The sequence below is a fragment of the Lentzea sp. NEAU-D7 genome, assembly GCF_026242055.1.
In the GTDB taxonomy this organism is placed as follows: Bacteria; Actinomycetota; Actinomycetes; order Mycobacteriales; family Pseudonocardiaceae; genus Lentzea.
Map to the genome: position 1 here is coordinate 1 of NZ_JAPJDL010000015.1, position 20043 is coordinate 20043.

General features: G+C 70.4%; 19 protein-coding genes and 1 riboswitch. Of the genes, 12 read left to right on the forward strand and 7 right to left on the reverse strand.

Annotated elements, in window-relative coordinates:
* The coding region (locus ORI60_RS27225) for a hypothetical protein (protein WP_266040851.1) at window positions 1–485 on the forward strand (485 nt) is incomplete at its 5' end.
* Here the strand turns inward: ORI60_RS27225 and ORI60_RS27230 are convergent.
* Both ORI60_RS27230 and ORI60_RS27235 read right to left on the reverse strand, forming a co-directional pair.
* On the reverse strand, window positions 482–979 hold the full coding sequence (locus tag ORI60_RS27230) for a methylated-DNA--[protein]-cysteine S-methyltransferase (RefSeq protein ID WP_266040852.1): 498 nt from the start codon (window positions 977–979) through the stop codon (window positions 482–484). The genes ORI60_RS27225 and ORI60_RS27230 overlap by 4 nt on opposite strands.
* Complete coding sequence (locus tag ORI60_RS27235; protein ID WP_266040853.1) at window positions 976–2262, reverse strand: bifunctional transcriptional activator/DNA repair enzyme AdaA; 1287 nt, start codon at window positions 2260–2262, stop codon at window positions 976–978. The genes ORI60_RS27230 and ORI60_RS27235 overlap by 4 nt, the downstream gene beginning before the upstream one ends.
* An 80-nt stretch (window positions 2263–2342) precedes the next feature.
* On the opposite strand from ORI60_RS27235, the gene ychF reads away from it, so the two are divergent.
* The 4 genes from ychF (at window position 2343) to ORI60_RS27255 (ending at window position 8403) form a co-directional block, all read left to right on the forward strand.
* Window positions 2343–3422 carry a redox-regulated ATPase YchF gene (gene ychF, locus ORI60_RS27240; protein WP_266040854.1) on the forward strand — a complete coding sequence of 360 codons (1080 nt, stop codon included), beginning with the start codon at window positions 2343–2345 and terminating at the stop codon, window positions 3420–3422.
* Between the two features lie 97 nt (window positions 3423–3519).
* Entirely contained in the window at window positions 3520–6645 is a 3126-nt protein-coding gene (locus ORI60_RS27245; protein ID WP_266040855.1) for an AfsR/SARP family transcriptional regulator, read from the forward strand.
* Window positions 6646–6754: 109 nt separating this feature from the next.
* Window positions 6755–6910, forward strand: coding sequence for a DUF6131 family protein (locus tag ORI60_RS27250; RefSeq protein WP_090007203.1), 156 nt, complete (start codon window positions 6755–6757; stop codon window positions 6908–6910).
* Between the two features lie 278 nt (window positions 6911–7188).
* On the forward strand, window positions 7189–8403 hold the full coding sequence (locus ORI60_RS27255) for a mannosyltransferase (protein WP_266040856.1): 1215 nt from the start codon (window positions 7189–7191) through the stop codon (window positions 8401–8403).
* Window positions 8404–8433: 30 nt separating this feature from the next.
* Here the strand turns inward: ORI60_RS27255 and ORI60_RS27260 are convergent, their stop codons facing one another.
* Window positions 8434–8727, reverse strand: a complete 294-nt coding sequence (locus ORI60_RS27260; protein WP_266040857.1) for a 4a-hydroxytetrahydrobiopterin dehydratase — start codon at window positions 8725–8727, stop codon at window positions 8434–8436.
* Between the two features lie 32 nt (window positions 8728–8759).
* Window positions 8760–8872, forward strand: a riboswitch (TPP riboswitch).
* On the opposite strand from ORI60_RS27260, the gene ORI60_RS27265 reads away from it, so the two are divergent.
* From ORI60_RS27265 to ORI60_RS27280, 4 genes are all read left to right on the forward strand, one after another.
* Window positions 8859–9863 carry a thiamine ABC transporter substrate-binding protein gene (locus tag ORI60_RS27265; RefSeq protein ID WP_416234501.1) on the forward strand — a complete coding sequence of 335 codons (1005 nt, stop codon included), beginning with the start codon at window positions 8859–8861 and terminating at the stop codon, window positions 9861–9863. Its footprint overlaps the riboswitch before it by 14 nt.
* On the forward strand, window positions 9839–11446 hold the full coding sequence (locus ORI60_RS27270; RefSeq protein ID WP_416234502.1) for an ABC transporter permease: 1608 nt from the start codon (window positions 9839–9841) through the stop codon (window positions 11444–11446). Before ORI60_RS27265 ends, ORI60_RS27270 begins: the two co-directional genes overlap by 25 nt.
* Complete coding sequence (locus ORI60_RS27275; RefSeq protein WP_266040858.1) at window positions 11446–12399, forward strand: ABC transporter ATP-binding protein; 954 nt, start codon at window positions 11446–11448, stop codon at window positions 12397–12399. Before ORI60_RS27270 ends, ORI60_RS27275 begins: the two co-directional genes overlap by 1 nt.
* An 11-nt stretch (window positions 12400–12410) precedes the next feature.
* Window positions 12411–13169, forward strand: coding sequence for an SDR family oxidoreductase (locus tag ORI60_RS27280; protein ID WP_266040859.1), 759 nt, complete (start codon window positions 12411–12413; stop codon window positions 13167–13169).
* On the opposite strand, the gene ORI60_RS27285 is transcribed toward ORI60_RS27280, so the two are convergent.
* The 3 genes from ORI60_RS27285 to ORI60_RS27295 are packed head-to-tail and all read right to left on the reverse strand — an operon-like array spanning window position 13166 to window position 16049.
* A complete protein-coding gene (locus ORI60_RS27285) occupies window positions 13166–13978 on the reverse strand; it encodes an ABC transporter permease (RefSeq protein ID WP_266040860.1) in 813 nt (270 codons plus the stop codon). The genes ORI60_RS27280 and ORI60_RS27285 overlap by 4 nt on opposite strands.
* Window positions 13975–14979 (reverse strand): ABC transporter ATP-binding protein, encoded by a 1005-nt coding sequence (locus tag ORI60_RS27290; RefSeq protein ID WP_266040861.1) that lies wholly within the window; start codon window positions 14977–14979, stop codon window positions 13975–13977. The genes ORI60_RS27285 and ORI60_RS27290 overlap by 4 nt, the downstream gene beginning before the upstream one ends.
* On the reverse strand, window positions 14976–16049 hold the full coding sequence (locus ORI60_RS27295; RefSeq protein ID WP_266040862.1) for a LolA family protein: 1074 nt from the start codon (window positions 16047–16049) through the stop codon (window positions 14976–14978). The genes ORI60_RS27290 and ORI60_RS27295 overlap by 4 nt, the downstream gene beginning before the upstream one ends.
* A 155-nt stretch (window positions 16050–16204) precedes the next feature.
* On the opposite strand from ORI60_RS27295, the gene ORI60_RS27300 reads away from it, so the two are divergent.
* From ORI60_RS27300 to ORI60_RS44640, 3 genes are read left to right on the forward strand one after another with little or no spacing between them, the layout of a single operon-like run.
* On the forward strand, window positions 16205–16918 hold the full coding sequence (locus tag ORI60_RS27300; RefSeq protein WP_266040863.1) for a response regulator transcription factor: 714 nt from the start codon (window positions 16205–16207) through the stop codon (window positions 16916–16918).
* Window positions 16915–18171: a sensor histidine kinase gene (locus ORI60_RS27305; protein ID WP_266040864.1), complete on the forward strand. Its 1257-nt coding sequence runs from the start codon at window positions 16915–16917 to the stop codon at window positions 18169–18171. The genes ORI60_RS27300 and ORI60_RS27305 overlap by 4 nt, the downstream gene beginning before the upstream one ends.
* 9 nt (window positions 18172–18180) lie before the next feature.
* Window positions 18181–18954 (forward strand): (deoxy)nucleoside triphosphate pyrophosphohydrolase, encoded by a 774-nt coding sequence (locus ORI60_RS44640; RefSeq protein ID WP_323055949.1) that lies wholly within the window; start codon window positions 18181–18183, stop codon window positions 18952–18954.
* Here the strand turns inward: ORI60_RS44640 and trpS are convergent.
* Complete coding sequence (trpS, locus tag ORI60_RS27315) at window positions 18947–19870, reverse strand: tryptophan--tRNA ligase (RefSeq protein ID WP_266040865.1); 924 nt, start codon at window positions 19868–19870, stop codon at window positions 18947–18949. The two genes, ORI60_RS44640 and trpS, sit on opposite strands and share 8 nt — an antisense overlap.
* Window positions 19871–20043 lie beyond the last annotated feature (173 nt).

The window sequence follows — 20043 nt, forward strand, 5'->3', positions numbered from 1 at the left end:
ACGTGGAAGTCACCGCCCGCGTCACCGTCACCCCGGCTGCCCACTTCGTGTGGTCCAACCGGCTCGACCTCGTCCACGACTGCCTCGTCTGCCTGCGGGTCGGGCGGGTTGTGCAGTTGCGGCACGGGATGCCGTACGGGCTCTGCACCGGCAACGAGCATCCGGCCCCGATGCGTGTCAGCGCGTTCGACGCTGCCGAGCACGGTGCCGAGCGGAGGTTGCGGTGCCGGATCACGTCGTGGTGGGCGCCGTTCAGCGACTCGGTGGAGGCTGGGGTTCAGGCTTCGGAGCTGAGTGCTGAGCCTTGGGTGCGGCTCCACTACCGCGTCGGGTGTCACACCTGCCGTGACAGCGGGGTTGGCGAGTGGCTTGGCATGGAGGGGGCGTTGGAGTCCGGCGCGGCTTCGGCGGTCAGTTCGTGTCCCAGGTGTGGGACCGCGCTGGTGTCCGCTGTGGCCGGGCCGGAGATCGATCTCGTCGGTTAGTTCTCGTGGGCCAGGAGCCAGCGCTTGACGTCCAGGCCCCAGCGGAAGCCGCCCAGGTTGCCGCCGATCCTGATCACGCGGTGGCAGGGGACGAAGAGGGCCGCCGAGTTGCGGGCGCAGGCCGAGGCCGCTGCCCTGATCGCGGCCGGGCGGCCGGAGAGTTCCGCGTACTCGGAGTAGGTGACGGGCTCGCCCGCCTTCACCGTGCGCAGGACGTCCCAGGCGTGCTGGAGGAACGGGCCCGACTTCTGGCGGACCTCGATCGTGTCGATCGCCGTCAGGTCGCCCTCGTGGTAGGCGATGGTCGCCTTGGTGACGTCGCCCAGGTCCGGGCGCGGGGTGATCTCGGACGGCATCAGGGTGGCGTGGATCTGGGGCGTCAGCAGGGCCAGGTCGGCGGTCCAGCCGCTGGCGAGCACTGCTCCGTCCGGCGCGACGATCGCGGTGAACGGCCCCGCCGGGGTGTCCACAGTGGACGTGTGCGCGACGGTCATGATGTTGCTGCCTTCCTCGTCAGGTGTGCTCCTGCGTAGGAGCGCCACGGCCGCCAGTCGGGGCCGTGGGAAGCAAGGTGTCGTGAGGCTTCGGGGAGCACCAGCACGTCCGGTGCGCCCAGCACTCGCATGGCCACCTCGTCGGCCACCGCTGGGCCGGCCAGAGGGGTCAGTTCCTCGGTCAGGTCCTCGATCGAGCGGCCCACGTCCACGACGAGTCTGCCGCTCGCCAGCGCCTCGGTGACGGGGTGGTCCCCGGCCGTGTAGAGGTGGGTCAGGTTGCCGTCGGGGATCTGCAGCGGGACGCCGGTGAACGGGGCCACCAGGCGCAGCAGGGTCTCGGCGCCGTCCACGCTGCCCGCCACGCGGATGCCGGGGACCTCGCGGACCAGGGGGCCGATGATCGGGTCCGCGCCCAGGAACTCGTCGACGGCCACCGGGTCGGCGTCGAGGTCCAGGAGGCGGCGGACCCGGGAGACGGCCGCACCCAGGTCGCGCACGTCGGCGAGGCGCAGTGAGCACAGGACGTGGCCGGGCGGGAACGTCAGGCGGACCGTCGCCTCGCCGTGCGGGAGGGCCAGCGTCCGGGCGTAGGAGTCGGCGGTCACCTCTTCGACGCCGGGCAGCGCGTGCGCCCGGAAGTGGGCGAGCAGGCCCGTGGCGTCGAACGGTGCCCGGTACGGCAGGCGCAGGACGATGCGGCCCGGCGTGCCGACGGGGGCCTTGCCTCGGCTGCGCATGTCGGACGGGGTCGAGGCGAACACCATGCGGATCGTGTCGTTGAACTGGCGCACCGACGCGAAGCCCGCGGCGAACGCGATGTCGGCGAACGGCAGTTCGGTCGTCTCGATCAGCAGCCGGGCGGCGTGGGCGCGGTGGGCGCGGGCCAGGGCCAGCGGGCCGGCACCCAGTTCGGCGGTCAGCACGCGGGTGAGGTGGCGTTCCGAGTAGCCGAGCCGGGAGGCCAGGCCCGTCACGCCGTCGCGTTCCACGATGCCGTCGCTGATCAGGCGCATCGCCCGGCCGGCCAGGTCCGCGCGGAGGTTCCACTCCGGCGAGCCGGGTACGGCGTCGGGCAGGCAGCGTCGGCAGGCGCGGAAACCGGCCGACTGGGCGGCGGCGGCCGTGAGGAAGAACTGGCTGTTGCGGCGCTTCGGGGTCACTGCGGGGCACGACGGCCGGCAGTAGATGCCGGTCGTGCGGACCGCGTGGATGAAGCACCCGTCGAAACGGGCGTCACGTGCGGAGCACACCCGGTACGCGTGTTCTTCGTCAATGACCATGCCATCGATCCTGCCAGCGGGAACGAGCAATGGCTCGCGGAAATCGGACACGACCGTTCCCTGCCGTAGACTCGCTCTCCGTGAGTTTGACCCTCGGTATCGTCGGCCTGCCCAACGTTGGCAAGTCCACCCTGTTCAACGCGCTCACGCGCAACGACGTGCTCGCCGCGAACTACCCGTTCGCGACGATCGAGCCGAACGTGGGCGTCGTGCCGCTGCCGGACGCGCGTCTCTCCAAGCTCGCCGAGATCTTCGGTTCCGAGCGCGAGGTGCCCGCCGTGGTGTCGTTCGTCGACATCGCGGGCATCGTCAAGGGCGCGTCGGAGGGAGAAGGCCTCGGCAACAAGTTCCTCGCGAACATCCGCGAAGCGAACGCGATCTGCCAGGTCATCCGCGTCTTCGACGACCCGGACGTCGTGCACGTCGACGGCCGCGTCGACCCGTCCAGCGACATCGAGACGATCAACACCGAGCTGATCCTCGCCGACCTCCAGACCCTCGAGAAGGCCATTCCGAGGATCGAGAAGGAGGCGCGGATGCAGAAGGACCGCCGCGCCGTCCTGGAGAACGCGAAGAAGGCCAAGGACATCCTCGACGCGGGCCGCACGCTGTTCGCGGCGCAGTCCGAAGTGGACGGCGAGCTGCTGCGCGAGCTCTCCCTGCTCACCACCAAGCCGTTCCTCTACGTCTTCAACGCCGACGAGGGCGTGCTGACCGACGAGGCCCGCGTGAAGGAACTGCGCGAGCTGGTCGCCCCGGCCGACGCCGTGTTCCTCGACGCCAAGGTCGAGTCGGAGCTGCTCGAGCTCGACGAGGAGTCGGCCCTGGAGCTGCTGGAGTCGATCGGCCAGGCAGAACCGGGCCTGCACGCGCTGGCCCGCGCCGGCTTCCACACCCTCGGCCTGCAGACCTACCTCACGGCGGGTCCGAAGGAGGCGCGCGCCTGGACGATCCCGCAGGGCGCCACCGCCCCGCAGGCCGCCGGCGTGATCCACACCGACTTCGAGAAGGGCTTCATCAAGGCCGAGGTCGTGTCGTTCGACGACCTGGTGGCCTCGGGCTCGAAGGCCGACGCCAAGGCGGCGGGCAAGGTCCGCATGGAGGGCAAGGACTACGTCATGTCCGACGGCGACGTGGTGGAGTTCCGCTTCAACGTCTGACTCCGTTCCGGGGTTTCGCGGGCTCCGAGCCGATCGGCTCGGAGCCCGTTCTCGTTCATCTGCAGTGTCCCGGTTCGCGCACCTAGACTTCGAGCTCGTGGGAGTTGAGTACCGGGTACTGGGGCCGCTCGAGGTGTTGCTCGACGGGGAACCCGTGGCAGTTCCCGCTGGGCGCGGACGGGTGCTGCTCGCGACGTTGTTGTTGCGCGCCAACCGGTTCACCTCGGTGGACGAGTTGGTCGAGCGGGTGTGGGAGGGCGAGCCGCCGAACCTCGATCGCGCGCACAAGACGCTGCAGACGGTGGTCATGCGGCTGCGGCAGGCGCTCGGCGCGGCGAACTGCGTGCGGCACGAGTCCGGTGGGTACCTGGCCGAGGTCGAACCGGGGCAGCTCGACCTGCTGAGGTTCCGCGCGCTGGTCGCGGAGCAGCGGTTCGGGCCCGCGCTGGAGCTGTGGCGGGGGCCCGTGCTGGGCAACGTCGCGTCGGAGTCGCTGCACCGCGACGACGTGCCGCCGCTGGTGGAGGAGCAGCTCGGCGCGCTGGAGCAGCGGATCGACGCCGATCTCGCCGCCGGACGGGCGGTGGACCTGGTGCCGGAGCTGCAGGAACTCACGCGCAGGCATCCGCTGCGCGACCGCTTCTGGGCTCACCTGATGCTGGCGCTGTACCGGTCGGGACAGCAGGCAGGCGCGCTCTCGGTGTACCGGCAGGTCAGCGAGATGTTCGCGGACGAACTGGGAGTCGACCCGGCGCCGGCGCTGAGCGAGTTGCACGAGCAGATCCTGCGCGGAGAGGTCGCGCCGCCCGAGGAGAAGCGCGTCACGCCGCGGCAGCTGCCGCCGGACCTCTCCACGTTCGCCGGGCGCGAGGAGGACGTCGGACGGCTCGCCACGAGCGGTGCGCGGGTGCTGGTCATCTCCGGCACCGGAGGGGTGGGCAAGACCGCTCTCGCCGTGCACTGGGCGCACCGGATCGGCGGGCGCTTCGACGACGGGCAGATCTTCGTGAACCTGCGCGGCCAGGACCCGGTGCGGGCGATGCCGCCGCAGGAGGCGCTGACGCTCGTGCTCAAGGGGCTGGGCGTCGACTCCCCGCCGGTCGACCCGGACGAGCAGGTGGCGCTCTACCGGTCGCTGGTCGCGGACCGGAAGTTCCTGCTGCTGTTGGACAACGCGGCGAACGCGGAGCAGGTGCGGCCGTTGCTGCCCGCGTCCGCCGACGCCCTGACCCTCGTCACCAGCCGTGGTGACCTGCGTGGACTGACCCTGAACGACGCCGACCTCGTGCGGTTGCCGACGCTGGGCGCGGACGGCGGTATGCGGCTGCTGGAACGCGTGCTCGGTGAGGGCCGGGTGAGCGCGGAGGGGGACGCCGCCGCCTCGCTGGTGCGGTTGTGCGCCGGACTGCCGCTGGCGTTGCGCATCGCGGCCGCCGACCTGCGCGCCCAGGACTCGATGCTCATCGCGGACAAGGTCGCGCAGCTCGACGCCGACCGGCTCGGCGAGCTGGCGGTCCCCGGCGATCCGGGCGCCGCGGTCAGCGCCGTCTTCGACGAGAGCTACTCCGCACTGCCCGAGGACGCACGGCTGGTGCTGCGCCGCCTCGGGGTGCTGCCCGGTGTGGACTTCACCGCGAACGACGCCGCCGTGATCTCCGGTCTGCCCACCGTCCGCCGGCACCTCAACCACCTCGTCGCGGTTCACCTCGTGGAACAGCGCGGCGACCGCTTCGCCCTGCACGACCTGCTGCGGGTGTACGCGCGGGAGAGGTGTGGGAGCGACGAGGTCACCGAGGCCATCGGGCGGCTGTACGACTTCTACCGCCGCATGACCGACACCGCTGCCGAGCTGATGTTCCCCGACCAGCGGCGGTTCCCGCTCGACACCGCCACGACGCAGCTGCCGGACGTGGTGCTGACCACTTCGGAACAGGCGTACGCGTGGATGACCGCCGAGTACGAGAACCTGGTCTCGACGGTGGTGGCAGCGGCCGAGCAGGGTGACCACCGGCCCGCCGCCGAGATCGGTGTCGTGCTCAGCGGCTTCTGCTACGAGATCCGCGACGACACCAGCTGGTCGGCGTTGTGCGAGATCAGGCTCAGCGCCGCCCGCGAGTCCGGCGACGACGTGCTGATCGCCGACGCGAGCCTCTCCACCGCGGCGCACCGCTACTGCCAGGGGGACTTCGCACAGGCGGCGGAGCTCGGCAGGGTCGCGCTCGAGCTGGGCGGCCGGAGCGGCAACCACGGCGCCGTGGCGTCCGCGCACACCGTCCTGGGCGCGGTGGCCCGCGTCGCGGGTGACTCGGCCGTCGCCCTGCACCACCTGGGGGAGGCGCTCTCGATCCACGAGCAGATGGGATCGGTCGAGGGCCAGGCGCTGGTGCTGGTCAACATGGGCACCGTGTCGTACAGCCTGCCCGACCTCCTCGCCGCGGAGCAGAAGTACCTCAGGGCGCTGGAGCTCAGCGACTCACCCGCGCTCCACGGCCACGTCCACGCCTCGCTGAACAGCGTTTACCTGGAACTGGGCAGGTTGCCCGAGGTGATCGCGCACCAGGACGCCTATCTGGCGGTGCAGGCAGAACTCGGCAACCCCAGGCGGTCCACGCTGGGCACCAGCATGGCCGTCCGGGCGAGGCGCGCGCTCGGAGAGGAAGACGCCGCGTTCGACCTCATGCTCGAGGTCCTCGACGAGATGCGGCTCATGCTCAGCTTCGACGCGGAGGCCGACGTCTGGAACTCGCTGGCGGAACTGTTCCACGAATGCGGCGAGCACGAGGACGCGTTGGCCGCGGCGAACCTGCAGATCAGGATCAGCGACCCCGAGACGATGGTCCACGACCGCATCGCGGCGGGCTGTTCGGCCGCGCGGTCGTGTCGCGAGCTCGGCGACTACGAGGCAGCGGCACGCCACCTGAGCGAGGTGCGCGCACTCGTGAACGACGAGCACCTGCTGGGCGCGGGTGACGAGCTCAAGGAACGTGCGTTGCTCCACCTCGCGCTGGGCGAGACGGCGGAGGCGCTGAGTTGTGCGGAGGAGGCTGTCGCCACGCACCGCCGCTACCACCAGCGGTACCTTGAAGGGCAGTCACTCAGGGCGCTCGCGTCAGCACGCCGCGCCACGGGTGACATCGCGGGCGCGGAGGCCGCGGAAGCGTTGGCCGCCGATGCTCACCGGGACTGCGGAGTGCCCGAACGCCTGTGTGCTCGTCCGGTGTGATCGCCGAATCCCGCCTGCGCCGATTACATCTCTGACGAATGTATGAAGCGAGGTTTGTACCTACCGCCGTGGGGTAGCCCTAGAACAGGATTCCCCACCTGGAGGTGTCATGATCGTCCTCGGACTGATCCTGCTCGTCGTCGGATGGCTTGCTGGCATCAGCATCCTGACGACGCTTGGCGTGGTGTTGCTGGTGATCGGCGCGATTCTCGCCGTGTTGGGCGCGGTCGGCAAGCCGATCGGTGGCCGGGCGCACTACTTCTAAACGCCGTACCAAGACACCGTTCCCCCTCGGAGACGGTGAAGGGGCAACCTCCACAGTGGAGGTTGCCCCTTCTTTATGTCTCACAACGGCTTTACACGTTGTTCTTGGCGCGTGCGGCGGCGGCGAACACTCCGAACGCGACCCCCAGCATGGCCAGAGCGGCGACAGCGGCAACTACAAGATCAACTGACATGATCAGAAAAACTCCCTCTTGCGATCTCTCCCGTCCTAATGACGCCGGGGTACCCCGTTTCGTTGCCTCGGGTAACGTTTTCGGGGTGAAACTCCGTGCTGTGGAAGCGCGTGTGCTCTCCGTAGCACCGTGGCTGCTCGCGTTGTCGGTCGCCGGGCACCTCTTCATGGTCGCCTTCCAGGCGAAGATGACCATGATCGACCTGCTGGTGTACCGCAACGGATCGCCGCACCTGTTCTCCGGCGACCTGTACGAGTGGCGGCTCGACCAGTACGCGGACGTGTTCCCGCTGCCGTTCACCTACCCGCCGTTCGCGGCCGCGATCTTCACGCCGATGAGCTGGGTGCCGTGGGAGGCGTCGCGCTGGATCTGGCAGCTGATCTGCCTGGGCTGCCTCTACTTCATCGTGCGCACCAGCCTGAAGCTGCTCAAGCTGCAGGACCCGCGCCGCGCCATGATGTGGACCGCGCTGACGCTGTGGATCGAGCCGGTCCGCACCACGCTCAACTACGGCCAGATCAACCTGGTGCTGGTCGCGATCCTGATCGGCACCCTCGCCAGCGCGCGCAACTGGGTCGGCGGTGCCGGTGTGGGGTTCGCCGCCGGCATCAAGCTCACGCCCGCGATTTCGGGGCTGTACTTCCTGATCCAGCGGCGGTGGATGGCCGCTGTGTGGTCGTTCGTCGCTTTTGTCGTGGTTTACGGCATCGGCTGGGCGATCTCACCGTCCCAGTCGGACAAGTTCTGGTTCCAGCTGCTCGGCGACGCGAGCCGGGTCGGGCCTGTCGGCAGCGCGATCAACCAGTCACTGCGCGGTGCCCTGAGCCGCACGGTCGGTTACGACGTCAAGACCGGTCCGATCTACATCGTCGCCGTGCTCGTCGCGGCCGCGCTGACGTGGTTCGCGGTCAGCAAGACCAAGGACGCGCTGGCGTTGATCGTCAGCGTGCAGATGCTCGGCCTGCTGGTCTCGCCGATCTCGTGGAGCCACCACTGGGTGTGGATGGTGCCCGCCCTGCTGTGGCTGATCTACGAGGGCGGGCACGTCCTGTGCAAGATCACCGCCGGCCTGTGGGTGTTGCTGACCGGCGGCTACCTGATCTCGTTCCTGCTGCTCGCCCAGCCGAACATCTGGGACTTCCCGCGGCCCTGGTACTTCGTGCTGCTCGGCTGGGGCTATCCGGCCGCGGGCATGCTCACGCTGGTCGCGATCGGGCTGGCGGCCAGGCGTGCGAGGAACGCGCCGCTGCCCGGTGACGAGGAAGCGTCCGACGGCGCGCCCAGCCGGGTCGCCGGCTGACGCACGCCGCAGTGGGACGTGGTGTGCGAATCAGCTCATCGCGTCCAGGACGCCGTCGATCTCCTCGGCGAGGGACACGTCGAGTGCGGTGATTCCTCCCTTGTGGTGAGTGCTCAGGCGGAATGTCAGCGTCTTGTACCGGATGTCGATGTCCGGGTGGTGGTTGTCGTTCTCCGCGATCTCCGCGACCCGGTTCACGACCATGATCGCGTGGGAGAAGCTCGGCAGTTCCACGGTCCGGACCAGCGCCGCGTCCTGGGGGCACCAGCCGGGCAGCTTGGGCAGGATGAGGTCCAACTGATCGTCGCTCAACAGCTCGGCCATGTCCTGATCGTCCCACCACGTCACGTAGGCTGCGCGTTTACCGCGGGAGTCCGGTGAAGCGCCGGGCTGAGAGGAGGGCTCGCAAGCCCTCGACCGTCCACCTGATCCGGGTCATACCGGCGTAGGGAGAGATCGCTGTGAGAAGGATTTGTGCTGTTTTCGCTGCTCTGGCGCTGACCGGTTGTTCGGCCGGCACGTCGACCGCGCCGCAGTCGCGCGAGGTCACGCTGGTGACCCACGACTCGTTCGCGGTGAAGCCGGAGGTGCTGGAGGAGTTCCAGAAGTCCTCGGGCATCACCGTGAAGCAGGTCGCGAGCGGTGACGCGGGCGAACTCACGAACAAGCTGGTGCTCACCAAGGCCAACCCGATCGGCGACGTCGCGTTCGGCGTCGACTCGACGTTCGCGTCGCGGGCGCTGTCGGAAGGCGTGTTCGCCGAGTACGCCTCCCCGGAGGCCTCGAAGGGCGCCCAGCGCTACAAGGCCGACGACTCGAACCGCCTGCAGGCCGTCGACGTCGGTGACGTGTGCCTGAACATCGACCCGGCCAAGCTCGGCGGCGTCGAGCCCAAGTCCTACGACGACCTGGTCGACCCGAAGTTCAAGGACAAGCTGGTCGTCGAGAACCCGGCCACGTCCTCACCCGGTCTCGCGTTCCTGCTCGGCACGATCGCCAAGTACGGCGAGAACGGCTGGCAGGAGTACTGGACCAAGCTCAGGGCCAACGGCGTCAAGGTCGTGAGCGGCTGGGAAGAGGCATACAACCAGGAGTTCTCCGCCACCAAGGGCGACCGGCCGATCGTCGTGTCCTACGCGTCGTCGCCGTCGGCGGAGGGCGGCAAGACCAAGGCCGTGCTGGACACCTGCTACCGCCAGGTCGAGTACGCGGGCGTGCTGTCCGGTGCCAAGAACTCCGAGGACGCGAAGAAGGTCCTCGACTTCCTTCTGGGCGAGAAGTTCCAGGCCCAGGTGGCCGAGCAGATGTACGTCTACCCGTCGCGTGAAGGTGTCGCGCTGCCCGAGTCGTGGGCCAAGGACGCGCCGTTGCCGCCGAACCCGCAGGCCCTGCCCGCGGACGAGGTGAAGGACAACCGCGAAGCGTGGGTCGAGCAGTGGCGCAAGCTCGTGCAGGGCTGAGCTCCCGTACGGGCTGGTCGGCGGCGGCGCTGCTGCCGCTGGCCTTCCTGGCCCTCTTCTTCGCCTGGCCCGTGCTGGCGATCGTCTCGCTCGGGCTGCGCGAAGGTGGTGTGCTGTCGGCGCTCGCCGACAGCGACACCTGGGAACTCGTCTGCTTCACGCTGGGGCAGGCGCTGGCGTCGACGGTCGTGGCCGTCCTCGCCGGGATGCCGCTGGCGTTCGTGCTGGCGCGGTGCCGGATTCGCGGGCTCGGGCTGGTCAGAGCCGCCGTGATGGTGCCGTTCGTGCTGCCGACCGTGGTGGTGGGCCTGGCCTTCCGGACGTTCTGGCCCGACGGCGGGGTCCTGCCGATCGTGCTGGCGAACGCGTTCTTCAACGTCGCCGTGGTCGCGCGGACCGTCGGCGGGCTGTGGGCGCACACGGACCGGCGTGCCGAGGACGCGGCCCGGGCTCTGGGGGCTTCGCGGCCGCGGGCGTTCCTGTCCGTGGTGCTGCCGGCGCTGGCACCGGCCATCGGCTCGGCCGCGGCGGTCGTGTTCCTGTTCTGCGCCACCAGCTTCGGCGTCGTGCTGGTGCTGGGCGGGTCGCGGTACCGGACGCTGGAGACCGAGATCTACCTGCGCACGGTGGAGCTGTTCGACCTGTCCGGGGCGGCGGCGCTGTCGCTGCTGCAGTTCGCCGCCGTGCTGGCGGTGCTGGTGCTGGGCGCGCTGGCCCGGCGCCGGCGGGAGACCGCGCTGGCGTTGCGGGACAGGGAGGAGCTGGCTCGACGGCCGACCGGCGGCGAGTGGTACGTGGTCCTCGCCGCGTTCGCCGTCGTGGTGGCGTTGCTGACGCCGGTCGTGGGGCTGGTGACGCGCTCACTGTCCACAAGGGACGGCTGGAGTCTCGCCGGGTACGTGGCGCTGAACACGCGCGGTGATCGCGGCACGCTGGCGGTCACCGGCGTCGACGCCGCGGTGAACTCGCTGCGGACGGCCTTCGACGCGACCCTGGTGGCGCTGGTGGTCGGGGTGTTCTCGGCCGTCGTGCTGGTCGGCCTGCGCCGGTCGGGGGCCCGTTTCGCCGAGGTGCTGGACACCGCGCTGATGCTGCCGCTCGGCGTGTCCGCGGTGACGGTCGGCTTCGGGTACCTGATCACGATGGACGCGCTGCCGGGCGACTTCCGGACCTCGCCGATGCTGGTGCCGCTGGCGCAGGCGCTGGTGGTGACGCCGCTGATCGTGCGGATGGTGCTGCCGGTGCTGAGGGCCGTCGACGAACGGCTGCGGCAGGCGGCGGCGACGCTGGGAGCCTCGCCGGCGCGGGTGTGGCGCGAGGTGGACCTGCCGCTGGTCGGGCGGTCCCTGGTGGCGGCGGCCGGGTTCGGGTACGTCGTGGCGCTGGGGGAGTTCGGGGCCACGAGCTTCCTGGCCAGGCCGGACGCGCCGACGTTGCCGGTGGTGATCGCGCGGCTCATGTCGCGGCCGGGGGAGTTGAACAGCCAGATGGCCTACGCGGCGTGCGTGCTGCTGATGGTCGTGACGGTCGGGTGCGTGCTGCTGATCGAGCGGTTGCGCGTGCCGAGCAGCGGGGAGTTCTGATGGCGCTGGAGCTGGACTCGATCACCGTCCGCTATGGACGGACGACCGCGGTGTCGGACGTGTCGCTCTCGGTGGCGGACGGCGAGGTCGTGGCGCTGCTCGGGCCGTCGGGGTGCGGCAAGTCGACGTTGCTGCGGACGGTGGCCGGGCTGGAGAAGCCCACGTCGGGGTCCGTCCGCTGGGACGCCACCGACCTGGCCGGCGTCCCGGTGCACCGGCGCGAGTTCGGGCTGGTCTTCCAGGACGGGCAGCTGTTCCCGCACCGGACGGTCGCCGGGAACGTGGCGTTCGGCCTGCGGATGAAGAAGGTCGAGCGCGAGACGCGGGACAAGCGCGTGCTGTCGCTGCTGGAACTGGTCGGGCTCGAGGGCTACGCCGATCGCCGGGTGACGCAGCTGTCCGGCGGCGAGCAGCAACGGGTGGCGCTCGCGCGGGCCCTGGCTCCCTCGCCCCGGTTGGTGCTGCTGGACGAGCCGTTGTCGGCGCTGGACAGGGCGTTGCGCGAACAGTTGGCGGTCGACCTGGCGCGGTTGCTGCGCGAGGCCGCGACCACGGCCCTCGTCGTGACGCACGACCACGACGAGGCCTTCACGCTGGCCGACCGGGTGGCGATCATGTCGCGCGGCCGGATCGTCCAGGTCGGCCCGCCGGCCGAGGTGTGGTCGTCGCCCGTCGACGTGGAGACCGCGAAGTTCCTGGGGTGCAACAAGTTCGTACCCGGCTCGTTCGTCGGGCTGGACGTCGAGCGGGTCGGGCTGCGGGCCACGGCGCTACGGGTCGACTCCGACGGGCTGATCGAGGGCACCGTGGTGGAACGGGTCCACCGGCGCGATCACGTGCGGCTGCTCGTGGCCATCGACGGCGAGGAGTACGAGGCCGTGGGGCCGATGGCCGAGGTGGGCGACCGGGTCCGGCTCGAAATTGACTTGGACGGCGTCGCCCGCATCGGTTAGCTGTGAGTCCTATGGGATCTCTCGAAGGACGCGTCGCGCTCGTCACGGGCGTGAGCAGGCGGCAGGGCATCGGGTACGCGATCGCGCAACGCCTGGCCGGGCTGGGTGCGGATCTGTTCGTGCAGCACCACGTCCCGCACGACGCCGAGCAGCCGTGGGGCGCGGACTCGATCGAGGACGTGATCGCGGGCATCGGCGGGCGCGTCGAGCACCTCGGCGCCGATCTCGCTCTGCCGGACGCACCCGACCGGTTGGTGGCGGCCGCGGTCGAGGCCTACGGGCGTGTGGACGTGCTGGTGTGCAACCACGCGAGCAGCGGGCCTGACGGGGCGCTGGGTGAGCTGGACGCGGAGAAGATCGACGCCCACTACGCGGTGAACACGCGGTCGTCGATCCTGCTGGCGCAAGCGTTTGCCCGGCAGCACGACGGGGCGCCGGGCGGACGTGTCGTGTTCATGACGTCCGGGCAGAACCTCGGACCGATGCCGGGCGAGATCGCCTACGCGGCGTCGAAGGGCGCGCTGGTGGGGATCCTGCCGACGCTGTCGCACCAGCTGATCAGGCAGGGGATCACCGTCAACGCGGTGAACCCCGGCCCGACCGACACCGGCTACGCCGGCGAGGAGACGAGGGAGTGGGTGCGCGAACGCATGCCACTCGGCCGCTGGGGTCAGCCGGACGACGCCGCCCGGCTGATCTCCTGGCTCTGCACCGACGACGCCGAGTGGATCACCGGTCAGGTGATCAACAGCGAGGGCGGATTTCGTTAACTGTCCTTCGTGACCAGGCGGATGGCCGCCAGGCCCGTGCCGATCAGCAGGTAGCAGCCGGCGAGCAGCGTGCTGTCGCCGATCTGCCCGAGCGGGATCGGATCGCGCATCACGTCGATCAGCCCCGGGAAGCCCGTCGTGATCAGGAACGGGTGCAGCCAGTCCAGCGACGAGAACTGCCCGAGCACCTGGAACACGATGATCGTCGTCATCGTCGCCGCCTGCACCACGAGCGGGTGCTCGGTGGTGGACGAGACGGCGAGGGCGACCGCGCCGATCGCCACCATCTGGAACGTCACCAGCAGGATGAACAAACCGATGCGCAGCAGGCCCTCGGCGGTCGAGAGCGTGGTGCCGGACAGCGTCATCATGCCGTCGGTGCCGAGGAACGCCGTGCCCGCGATGATGCCGACGACGGCCATCAGCGTGACGGCGAACAGCGACATCGCGGTGAGGCCGAAGAGCTTCACGAACAGCAGCCGCACGCGCGACACCGGGGCGACCAGCAGGCCGCGCAACGTGCCGTGCTGGGCCTCGCCCGCGAGCCCGTCCGCCGCCCAGATCGACGCCACCAGCGGCAGCAGCAGGTTGAGCGACAGGAACAACGTGAAGATCGGCACGACCATGCCGTTGCCCTGGAGGATCGCGCCGAGCCCCGGAGGCCCGCCGCCGCCCTCGCCCTCGTCGCTCGCGGTCCAGATGCCGAAGCTGATGATGATCGGGACGAGGATCAGGCCGAACAACCCGATGAGGGTTCGCGGCCGGCGCAGCATCCAGCGCACCTCGGAGCCGAACTGGCGCGTGATCATCGGCGTCCCCCGTCCAGAGTGTCCACAGCGGACATTCCGCGCTCTGCCTCCTCGGCCTCGGTGAGCCGTGCGAACAGCTCCTCCAGGCCGGTCTTCCAGCGCGTCGCCTCGAAGACGCGGGCGCCGCCCTGGACGAGCGTCTCGATCACCTGCGGCGCGCTCGTCCCGGCGAGCTCGACCCGCAGGCCCTCACCCAGCGGACGCGCGGAGATCTTGGCCTGCCGCAGAGCGCTCAGCGCCGCTTCGACGTCCGGGGTGATCACCTGGAGCGCCGAGCCGCCCGCCTGCAGCAGCTCGGTCAGCTCTCCCTGTGCCACCACGGTGCCGCGGTGCAGCACTGCGACGTGCGTGCAGGTGGCCTCGACCTCGCTCAGCAGGTGGCTGGAGACGAGGACGGTGCTGCCGGCCGCGTGCAGGTCCGCGATGATCTTGCGGATCTCCCGCGTGCCGGCGGGGTCCAGGCCGTTGGTCGGCTCGTCGAGGACGACGAGCTTGCGCGGCACGAGCAACGCCGCGGCCAGGCCGAGACGTTGCTTCATGCCGAGCGAGTACCCCCGGTACCTGCGGTGGGCCGCCTGGGCGAGCCCGACGCGTTCGATGGCGTCCTCGACCGCCTGCTTGATCTCCTTGCGAGGCAGCAGAGGCTCGAACGCGGCACACCTGACGAGGTTCTCCCGTCCGCTGAGGAACGGGTGGAACCCCGGACCCTCGACCAGCGCGCCCACGTGCGGCAGCGACTGCTCGGCTCCCTCTGGCAGCGGCCTTCCGAGCAGTTCGATCTCCCCCTGCGTGGGGCGGACCAACCCGAGCAGCATCCGGATCGTGGTCGTCTTGCCGGACCCGTTGGGGCCCAGCATGCCGAGCACTGCACCTTCCGGCAGCTCCAGGTCGACGCGGTCCACGGCGACCGTGCTCCCGTACTCCTTGCGCAGACCCCTGGTCCGCGCGGCGACAGCGGTCTTGCTGGGCGCTGTCACCGGCGCGCTGGTCGAGGTGGTCACTTCACCTGTCCGATCGTGTCGAACAGGACCTGCTCGGGCACGGCACCCGCGACGACACGGCCGTCGTCCGCGATCAGGATCGTGGCGACCTTCGTGGTGAAGATCTGGCCGCTGCCCCAGGTACCGCTGACCTTCTTGGTGAACCTGTCGACCAGGCCCTGCGCCTCGGCGGGAACCTGGGTCATGGCCTCGGCCGGAATCCGCGCGCCGACGACCGTGTCCCAGCCCGTGCCGAAGATCTGCGGGTCCTCACCCTGCAACGCCTGCTCGATGCCGAGCTCGGATCCGCGGTCGCGGCCCTTCTCCTCCTTGGCCTCCGGCGTCGTGACCTTGGCCTGGGCCGGCGGCGTGAACTCGAAGAGCTTCGGGTCCTGCGCGCCGACGTTGATCTCGCTGAAGCCGACCGTGCCCGCGGGCTCGCTCGCGCCGTTAGTCAGAACGGCGACGCGCAACGGCATCTTCAGCTCGGCGTCGACCGCGATCCGCACCTCGCGGATCAGGGTCTTCTCGCTGGCCTTGGGGGTCAGCACGAGCTCGTAGGCGGCACGGTTCGCGACTCGCGCGGTGCCGTCGACGGTGATGTCGCTGAACTCCTTGGTCATGCCGACGACCTGCTTGGCCGCGGTGGCCGGGTCGACCGACTCGGCCTTCTCGTTCCCGGCCTTCGGCTCGTCCGCCTTGTGCTCGGACTTGACGACCTCGTTGTCCGCGGAGTTCCAAGACCACGTGGTCTTGCCGTCGTTCACGATGGTCTGCTCGGACTGGCCGTTCGGCAGGGCGGCGCGGAACTTGCCGTTGCCGTCCGTCCAGATCCGCGCGCTGTGCTTGCCGTCGGCGAGCTGCGGGATCTCGGCGAGCGACGGCAGGCCGAGCTTGTTGTCGACCTCCACCGTTCCGCCGAACGCACCCGGCTTGCTCGTCATCACCTGTTCGACGAGTGACTCCGCGGACACGTCCGGGAGTGATGGCGGCTGGCCCGCACCCGCTGGCATGGCGAGCAGGCCGAGGCCTGCCACACCGGTGACCACACCGGCCGCCGCAGCGGCCAGGGTCACCTTTCGCTTGTTCATCAGTGGTCCCCTCCTCCAAGGGCTTGTACCCATAGCTTGGTGGTGGGTTGCTGAGATGGTGCTGAGACTACTCCCACCTGCGGTTTTGTGCTTGTGCGGAGGTGCTTGCTGAGAGTCGGCTGAGATCTTGCGGGCAGCGGGGAGCCGCGCGCGGCATGCTGTCACCCGTGAAGCCTCGAGTGCTGGTCGTGGACGACGAAGCCGGCGTGCGCCGGGCGTTGGAACGTGGTCTCTCGGCCGAGGGCATGGAGGTCGTCACGGCCTCCGACGGACCCACGGCGCTGCGGGTGGCGTTGACCGGGGCCTTCGACGTGGTGCTGCTCGACATCATGCTGCCCGGTCTCTCCGGCTACCGGGTGCTGCAGCGCATGCGCGCCGACGGGGTGCGCACGCCGGTGCTGATGGTGTCCGCCAAGGACGGGGAGGTCGACCAGGCGGACGGGCTGGACCTCGGCGCCGACGGGTACCTGGTCAAGCCGTTCAGCTTCGTCGTGCTCGTGGCCCAGGTCAGGGCGTTGCTGCGGCGGGGTGGCGGTGCTCGGCGGAGGCTGACGCTGGGGCACCTCGTCATCGACCGCGGGCTGCGCGAGGTCAGCTGGGGCGGGCAGGACGTGTCGCTGTCGCCGCGCGAGTACGCGGTGCTCGACGTGCTGGCGTCGCGGGCGGGGTCTGTGGTGACCAAGGACGAGCTGCTGCGGACCGTCTGGGGAGACGAGCAGGCAGCGACCAGGAACGCCGTCGAGGTCTACGTGGGGTACCTGCGGCGCAAGCTGGAGGCCGTGGGGGCCGGTGAGGTCGTGCGGACCATCCGCGGGCACGGGTACATCGCGTCCACGCCGGACCTGGACAACGCGCTGGGGAACAGGTGAGTCCTGGCTGGTGGTTGCGGCGCACGCTGCGCTTCCGCATCACCGTCGTGGCCACCGGGGTCGCGTTGCTGTGCCTGCTCGCGTTCACGGGCCTGGCGCCCGCGCTGATCGGGCTGATCCAGATCACCGCGGTCGACCAGGAGCTGGAGAAGTCGACGCCCCGGGTGCTGGACGTGGCCGGCGTGCCGGTGGACGGCAAGCCGCCGCTTCCGCTGACCGCGCAGGACATCCGGGCCCTGAGGTCCGGGGAGCCCGTGCTGCGGCTGGAGGGGGAGTCCGCGCTCCGGTTCCGGGGGCAGGTGGTGTTCTCCGGGGACGGGACACCGCGGCTGGAGGTCTACGCGAGCACGTTGCTCGGGTACGGCAAGGCGAACACGCTCGGCTCGCGCTGGCTGGCCGTCGCGGCGGTGCTGGTGGCCGGGCTGGTGGGGATCGCGACCTGGCTGTCGGTGCGCTCGTCGTTGCGGCCGGTCGAACGGATGCGCGTCGCGGCGGGGGAGCTGCCGCACGGCGAACGGCTGCCGGTGCCGCCGTCGCGCGACGAGCTGCAAGCGCTGGCCGAGGCGCTGAACGCGTTGCTTGCCCGGCGGGACGAGGCCTCGGACCGGTTGCGGCGCTTCACCGGGGACGCGGCGCACGAGCTGAGGTCGCCGGTCGCGTCCGTGCGGGCGCAGGCCGAGGTCGCGGTGGCACACCCGGATCCCGACTTCTCCATCGAGGTGCTGGAGTCCGTGGTCGAGGAGTCGATCCGGCTCAGCGCCCTGGTGGAGTCGTTGCTGATACTGGCCCGCGCGGACACGGCGGCGCCGCCGCGTGCCGAGGCAGTGGACCTGGTGCTGGAGGCAGAGGCGGCGATCTCCCGGCTGGACACGGAGCTGCTGGTGCGGCTGACCGCCCCGCCGTCGGCGTGCCTGGTGTCGGCCACGCGCTCAGAGGTCGAGCTGGTGCTGGACAACCTGCTGCGCAACGCCGCCCGGTACGCGTACTCGACGATCACGCTCACGCTGGTCCCGGTCGGGCGGGACGTGCGGTTGCTCGTGGACGACGACGGGCACGGCATCCCCGCCGAGCACCGCGCGAAGGTGTTCGACCGGTTCTACCGGGTGGAGGAGGACCGCGGCCGCCGGTCCGGTGGCTTCGGTCTCGGGCTGGCCCTGGTGTCACACCTCGTGCAGCGCAGGGGCGGGACGGTCCGCGCCGCGGAGTCCCCTGCCGGTGGTGCGCGTTTGGAGATCCGCTGGCCGTCCTGGTAGCAAGCTCTGGTGCCTGAGTTGCGAGCGTCCGCGCTGGTCGATGCGCCTGTTCCCGTCGTCGCGGGTGCCCTGCTGGACACCTCGCTGATCACGGCGTTCGGGGTGCGCGTCGCGGGACCGCTGCTGTGCCTGGGAGACGTGCTCACCGGGCCGTTCGGCGTGCGGTTGACGGTCACGCGCGCGGACCTGTCCGGTGTGTCCGCGGCCGGCGGCTTCCTGGAGCTGCACACGGACCTCGTGGCGACCGGCGCCGGGACGATGGTGGTCGACCGCGTCGCGTGGACCTCGGTGCGCGGTGTCGTCGGCCGGTTCGCGGACGTGGCGGTCGGGCGCGGAATGGCGTTGCGGGTGCTGGAGAAGCGCTCGGCGCTGCTCGCCCGGCGGTGCGAGGAGCTGAGCGCGGCCGGGGTCGTGGTGGGCGCGGCGGTCGTCCGGGACGGGCGGTTGCTGGCGCAGCAGCGTTCCTACCCGGAAAGCCATGCGGGGCAGTGGGAACTACCCGGCGGGCGGGTCGAGCCCGGCGAGAAGCCCGCGGACGCGCTGGTGCGCGAGTGCGTGGAGGAGCTGGGTGTTCCCGTTGTCGTCGGCGAGCAGGTCGGGCCGGACGTGCCGTTGAAGAAGGACCTGGTGCTGCGGATCTTCGCCGCGGAGCTCGCCGGCGGTGAACCGGAAGCGTTGGAGCACAACGCCGTCCGGTGGCTCACCGCCGGCGAGCTGCCCGGCCTGGACTGGCTGCCCGCCGATCGCGTGCTGGTGCCGGCCCTTCAGCAGCTCCTCAACTGAGCCCGGACAGGCGCAGCGCCGCGTTCAGCCGGTGCTGGGCGCGCTCGCGGGCCCGTTCCGCGCCGGCGTTCCTGATCCGGTCCAGCTCGGCGGGGTCGGCGAGGAGCTCCAGCGTGCGGTCGCGGACGGGACGGAGCTCCTCGATCACCGCTTCGGCCACGACGTTCTTGAGGTCGGCGAACCTGCTCGTGTAGTCCTCGGGTGCCTTGCCGGTGCAGGAGGCGAGGATCTCGGTCAGGTTCGCGATGCCCTCGGTGGACGAGACGGCCCTGCGCACCTTGCGCCGCACCAGGTCGGGGTCGTCGAGTACGAACACGACACCCGCCGAGTTCTGCGCCGACTTGTCCATCTTGCGGGCCGGGTCCGAGAGGTCCTTGATGCGCGCCCCCACCTTCGGCACCACCGCGGTCGGCACGATGAACGCGTCGCCGTAGGCGTGGTTGAACCGCCGGGCGAGCGCGCGGGCCAGTTCGACGTGCTGGAGCTGGTCCTCGCCGACCGGCACCTCCGCGGTGCCCTGCAGCAGGATGTCCGCGGCCATCAGCACCGGATAGGTCAGCAGGCTCAGCCGCACCGACTCGCGGCCGAGCGACTTCTCCTTGAACTGGATCATCCGCGCGGCCTCCCCGTACGTGCAGGTGCACTCCAGGACCCAGTTCAGCGCCCCCAGCTCGCGGATCAGATCGCTCTGGACGCACACGCTCGCCGGGGCGATGCCGGACGCGATGAGCACCGCGAGCTGCTCACGCGTCATGGATCGCAGCCGTTGCGGATTGTGCGACGACGTCATCGCGTGCAGGTCGCTGATGAAGTACACGTCCTCGTCGGTGCCCTCACGAGCCCACGTGCGCAGCGCACCGAGGTAGTTGCCCAGGTGCACCTGGCCGGAGGGCGTGATGGCGGAGAGCCGGATCATGATGCTGGTCCTCTCGTGAAGGACCGCCCGGACGACACGCACGAAAAAGCCGCCCCGTCGCGGGCGGCTCGTGTGGCGTCAGTGGTGAACTCTGCGCACAGCTACTCCGGCCGCCTGAAAGCGGCCCACCAGAAGGCGTTCATCGTGCGCATGATGGCGAGTATAGGTCTACC

Coding starts and splice junctions, on each gene's coding strand:
- ORI60_RS27260 (WP_266040857.1), bottom strand. CDS start 8,727: ATGGCCGAGCTGTTGAGCGACGATCAGTTGGACCTCATCCTGCCCAAG.
- trpS (WP_266040865.1), bottom strand. CDS start 19,870: ATGATCCGGCTCTCCGCCATCACGCCCTCCGGCCAGGTGCACCTGGGC.
- ORI60_RS27280 (WP_266040859.1), top strand. CDS start 12,411: ATGGGATCTCTCGAAGGACGCGTCGCGCTCGTCACGGGCGTGAGCAGG.
- ORI60_RS27275 (WP_266040858.1), top strand. CDS start 11,446: ATGGCGCTGGAGCTGGACTCGATCACCGTCCGCTATGGACGGACGACC.
- ORI60_RS27285 (WP_266040860.1), bottom strand. CDS start 13,978: ATGATCACGCGCCAGTTCGGCTCCGAGGTGCGCTGGATGCTGCGCCGG.
- ORI60_RS27295 (WP_266040862.1), bottom strand. CDS start 16,049: ATGAACAAGCGAAAGGTGACCCTGGCCGCTGCGGCGGCCGGTGTGGTC.
- ORI60_RS27250 (WP_090007203.1), top strand. CDS start 6,755: ATGATCGTCCTCGGACTGATCCTGCTCGTCGTCGGATGGCTTGCTGGC.
- ORI60_RS27230 (WP_266040852.1), bottom strand. CDS start 979: ATGACCGTCGCGCACACGTCCACTGTGGACACCCCGGCGGGGCCGTTC.
- ORI60_RS27300 (WP_266040863.1), top strand. CDS start 16,205: ATGCTGTCACCCGTGAAGCCTCGAGTGCTGGTCGTGGACGACGAAGCC.
- ORI60_RS27235 (WP_266040853.1), bottom strand. CDS start 2,262: ATGGTCATTGACGAAGAACACGCGTACCGGGTGTGCTCCGCACGTGAC.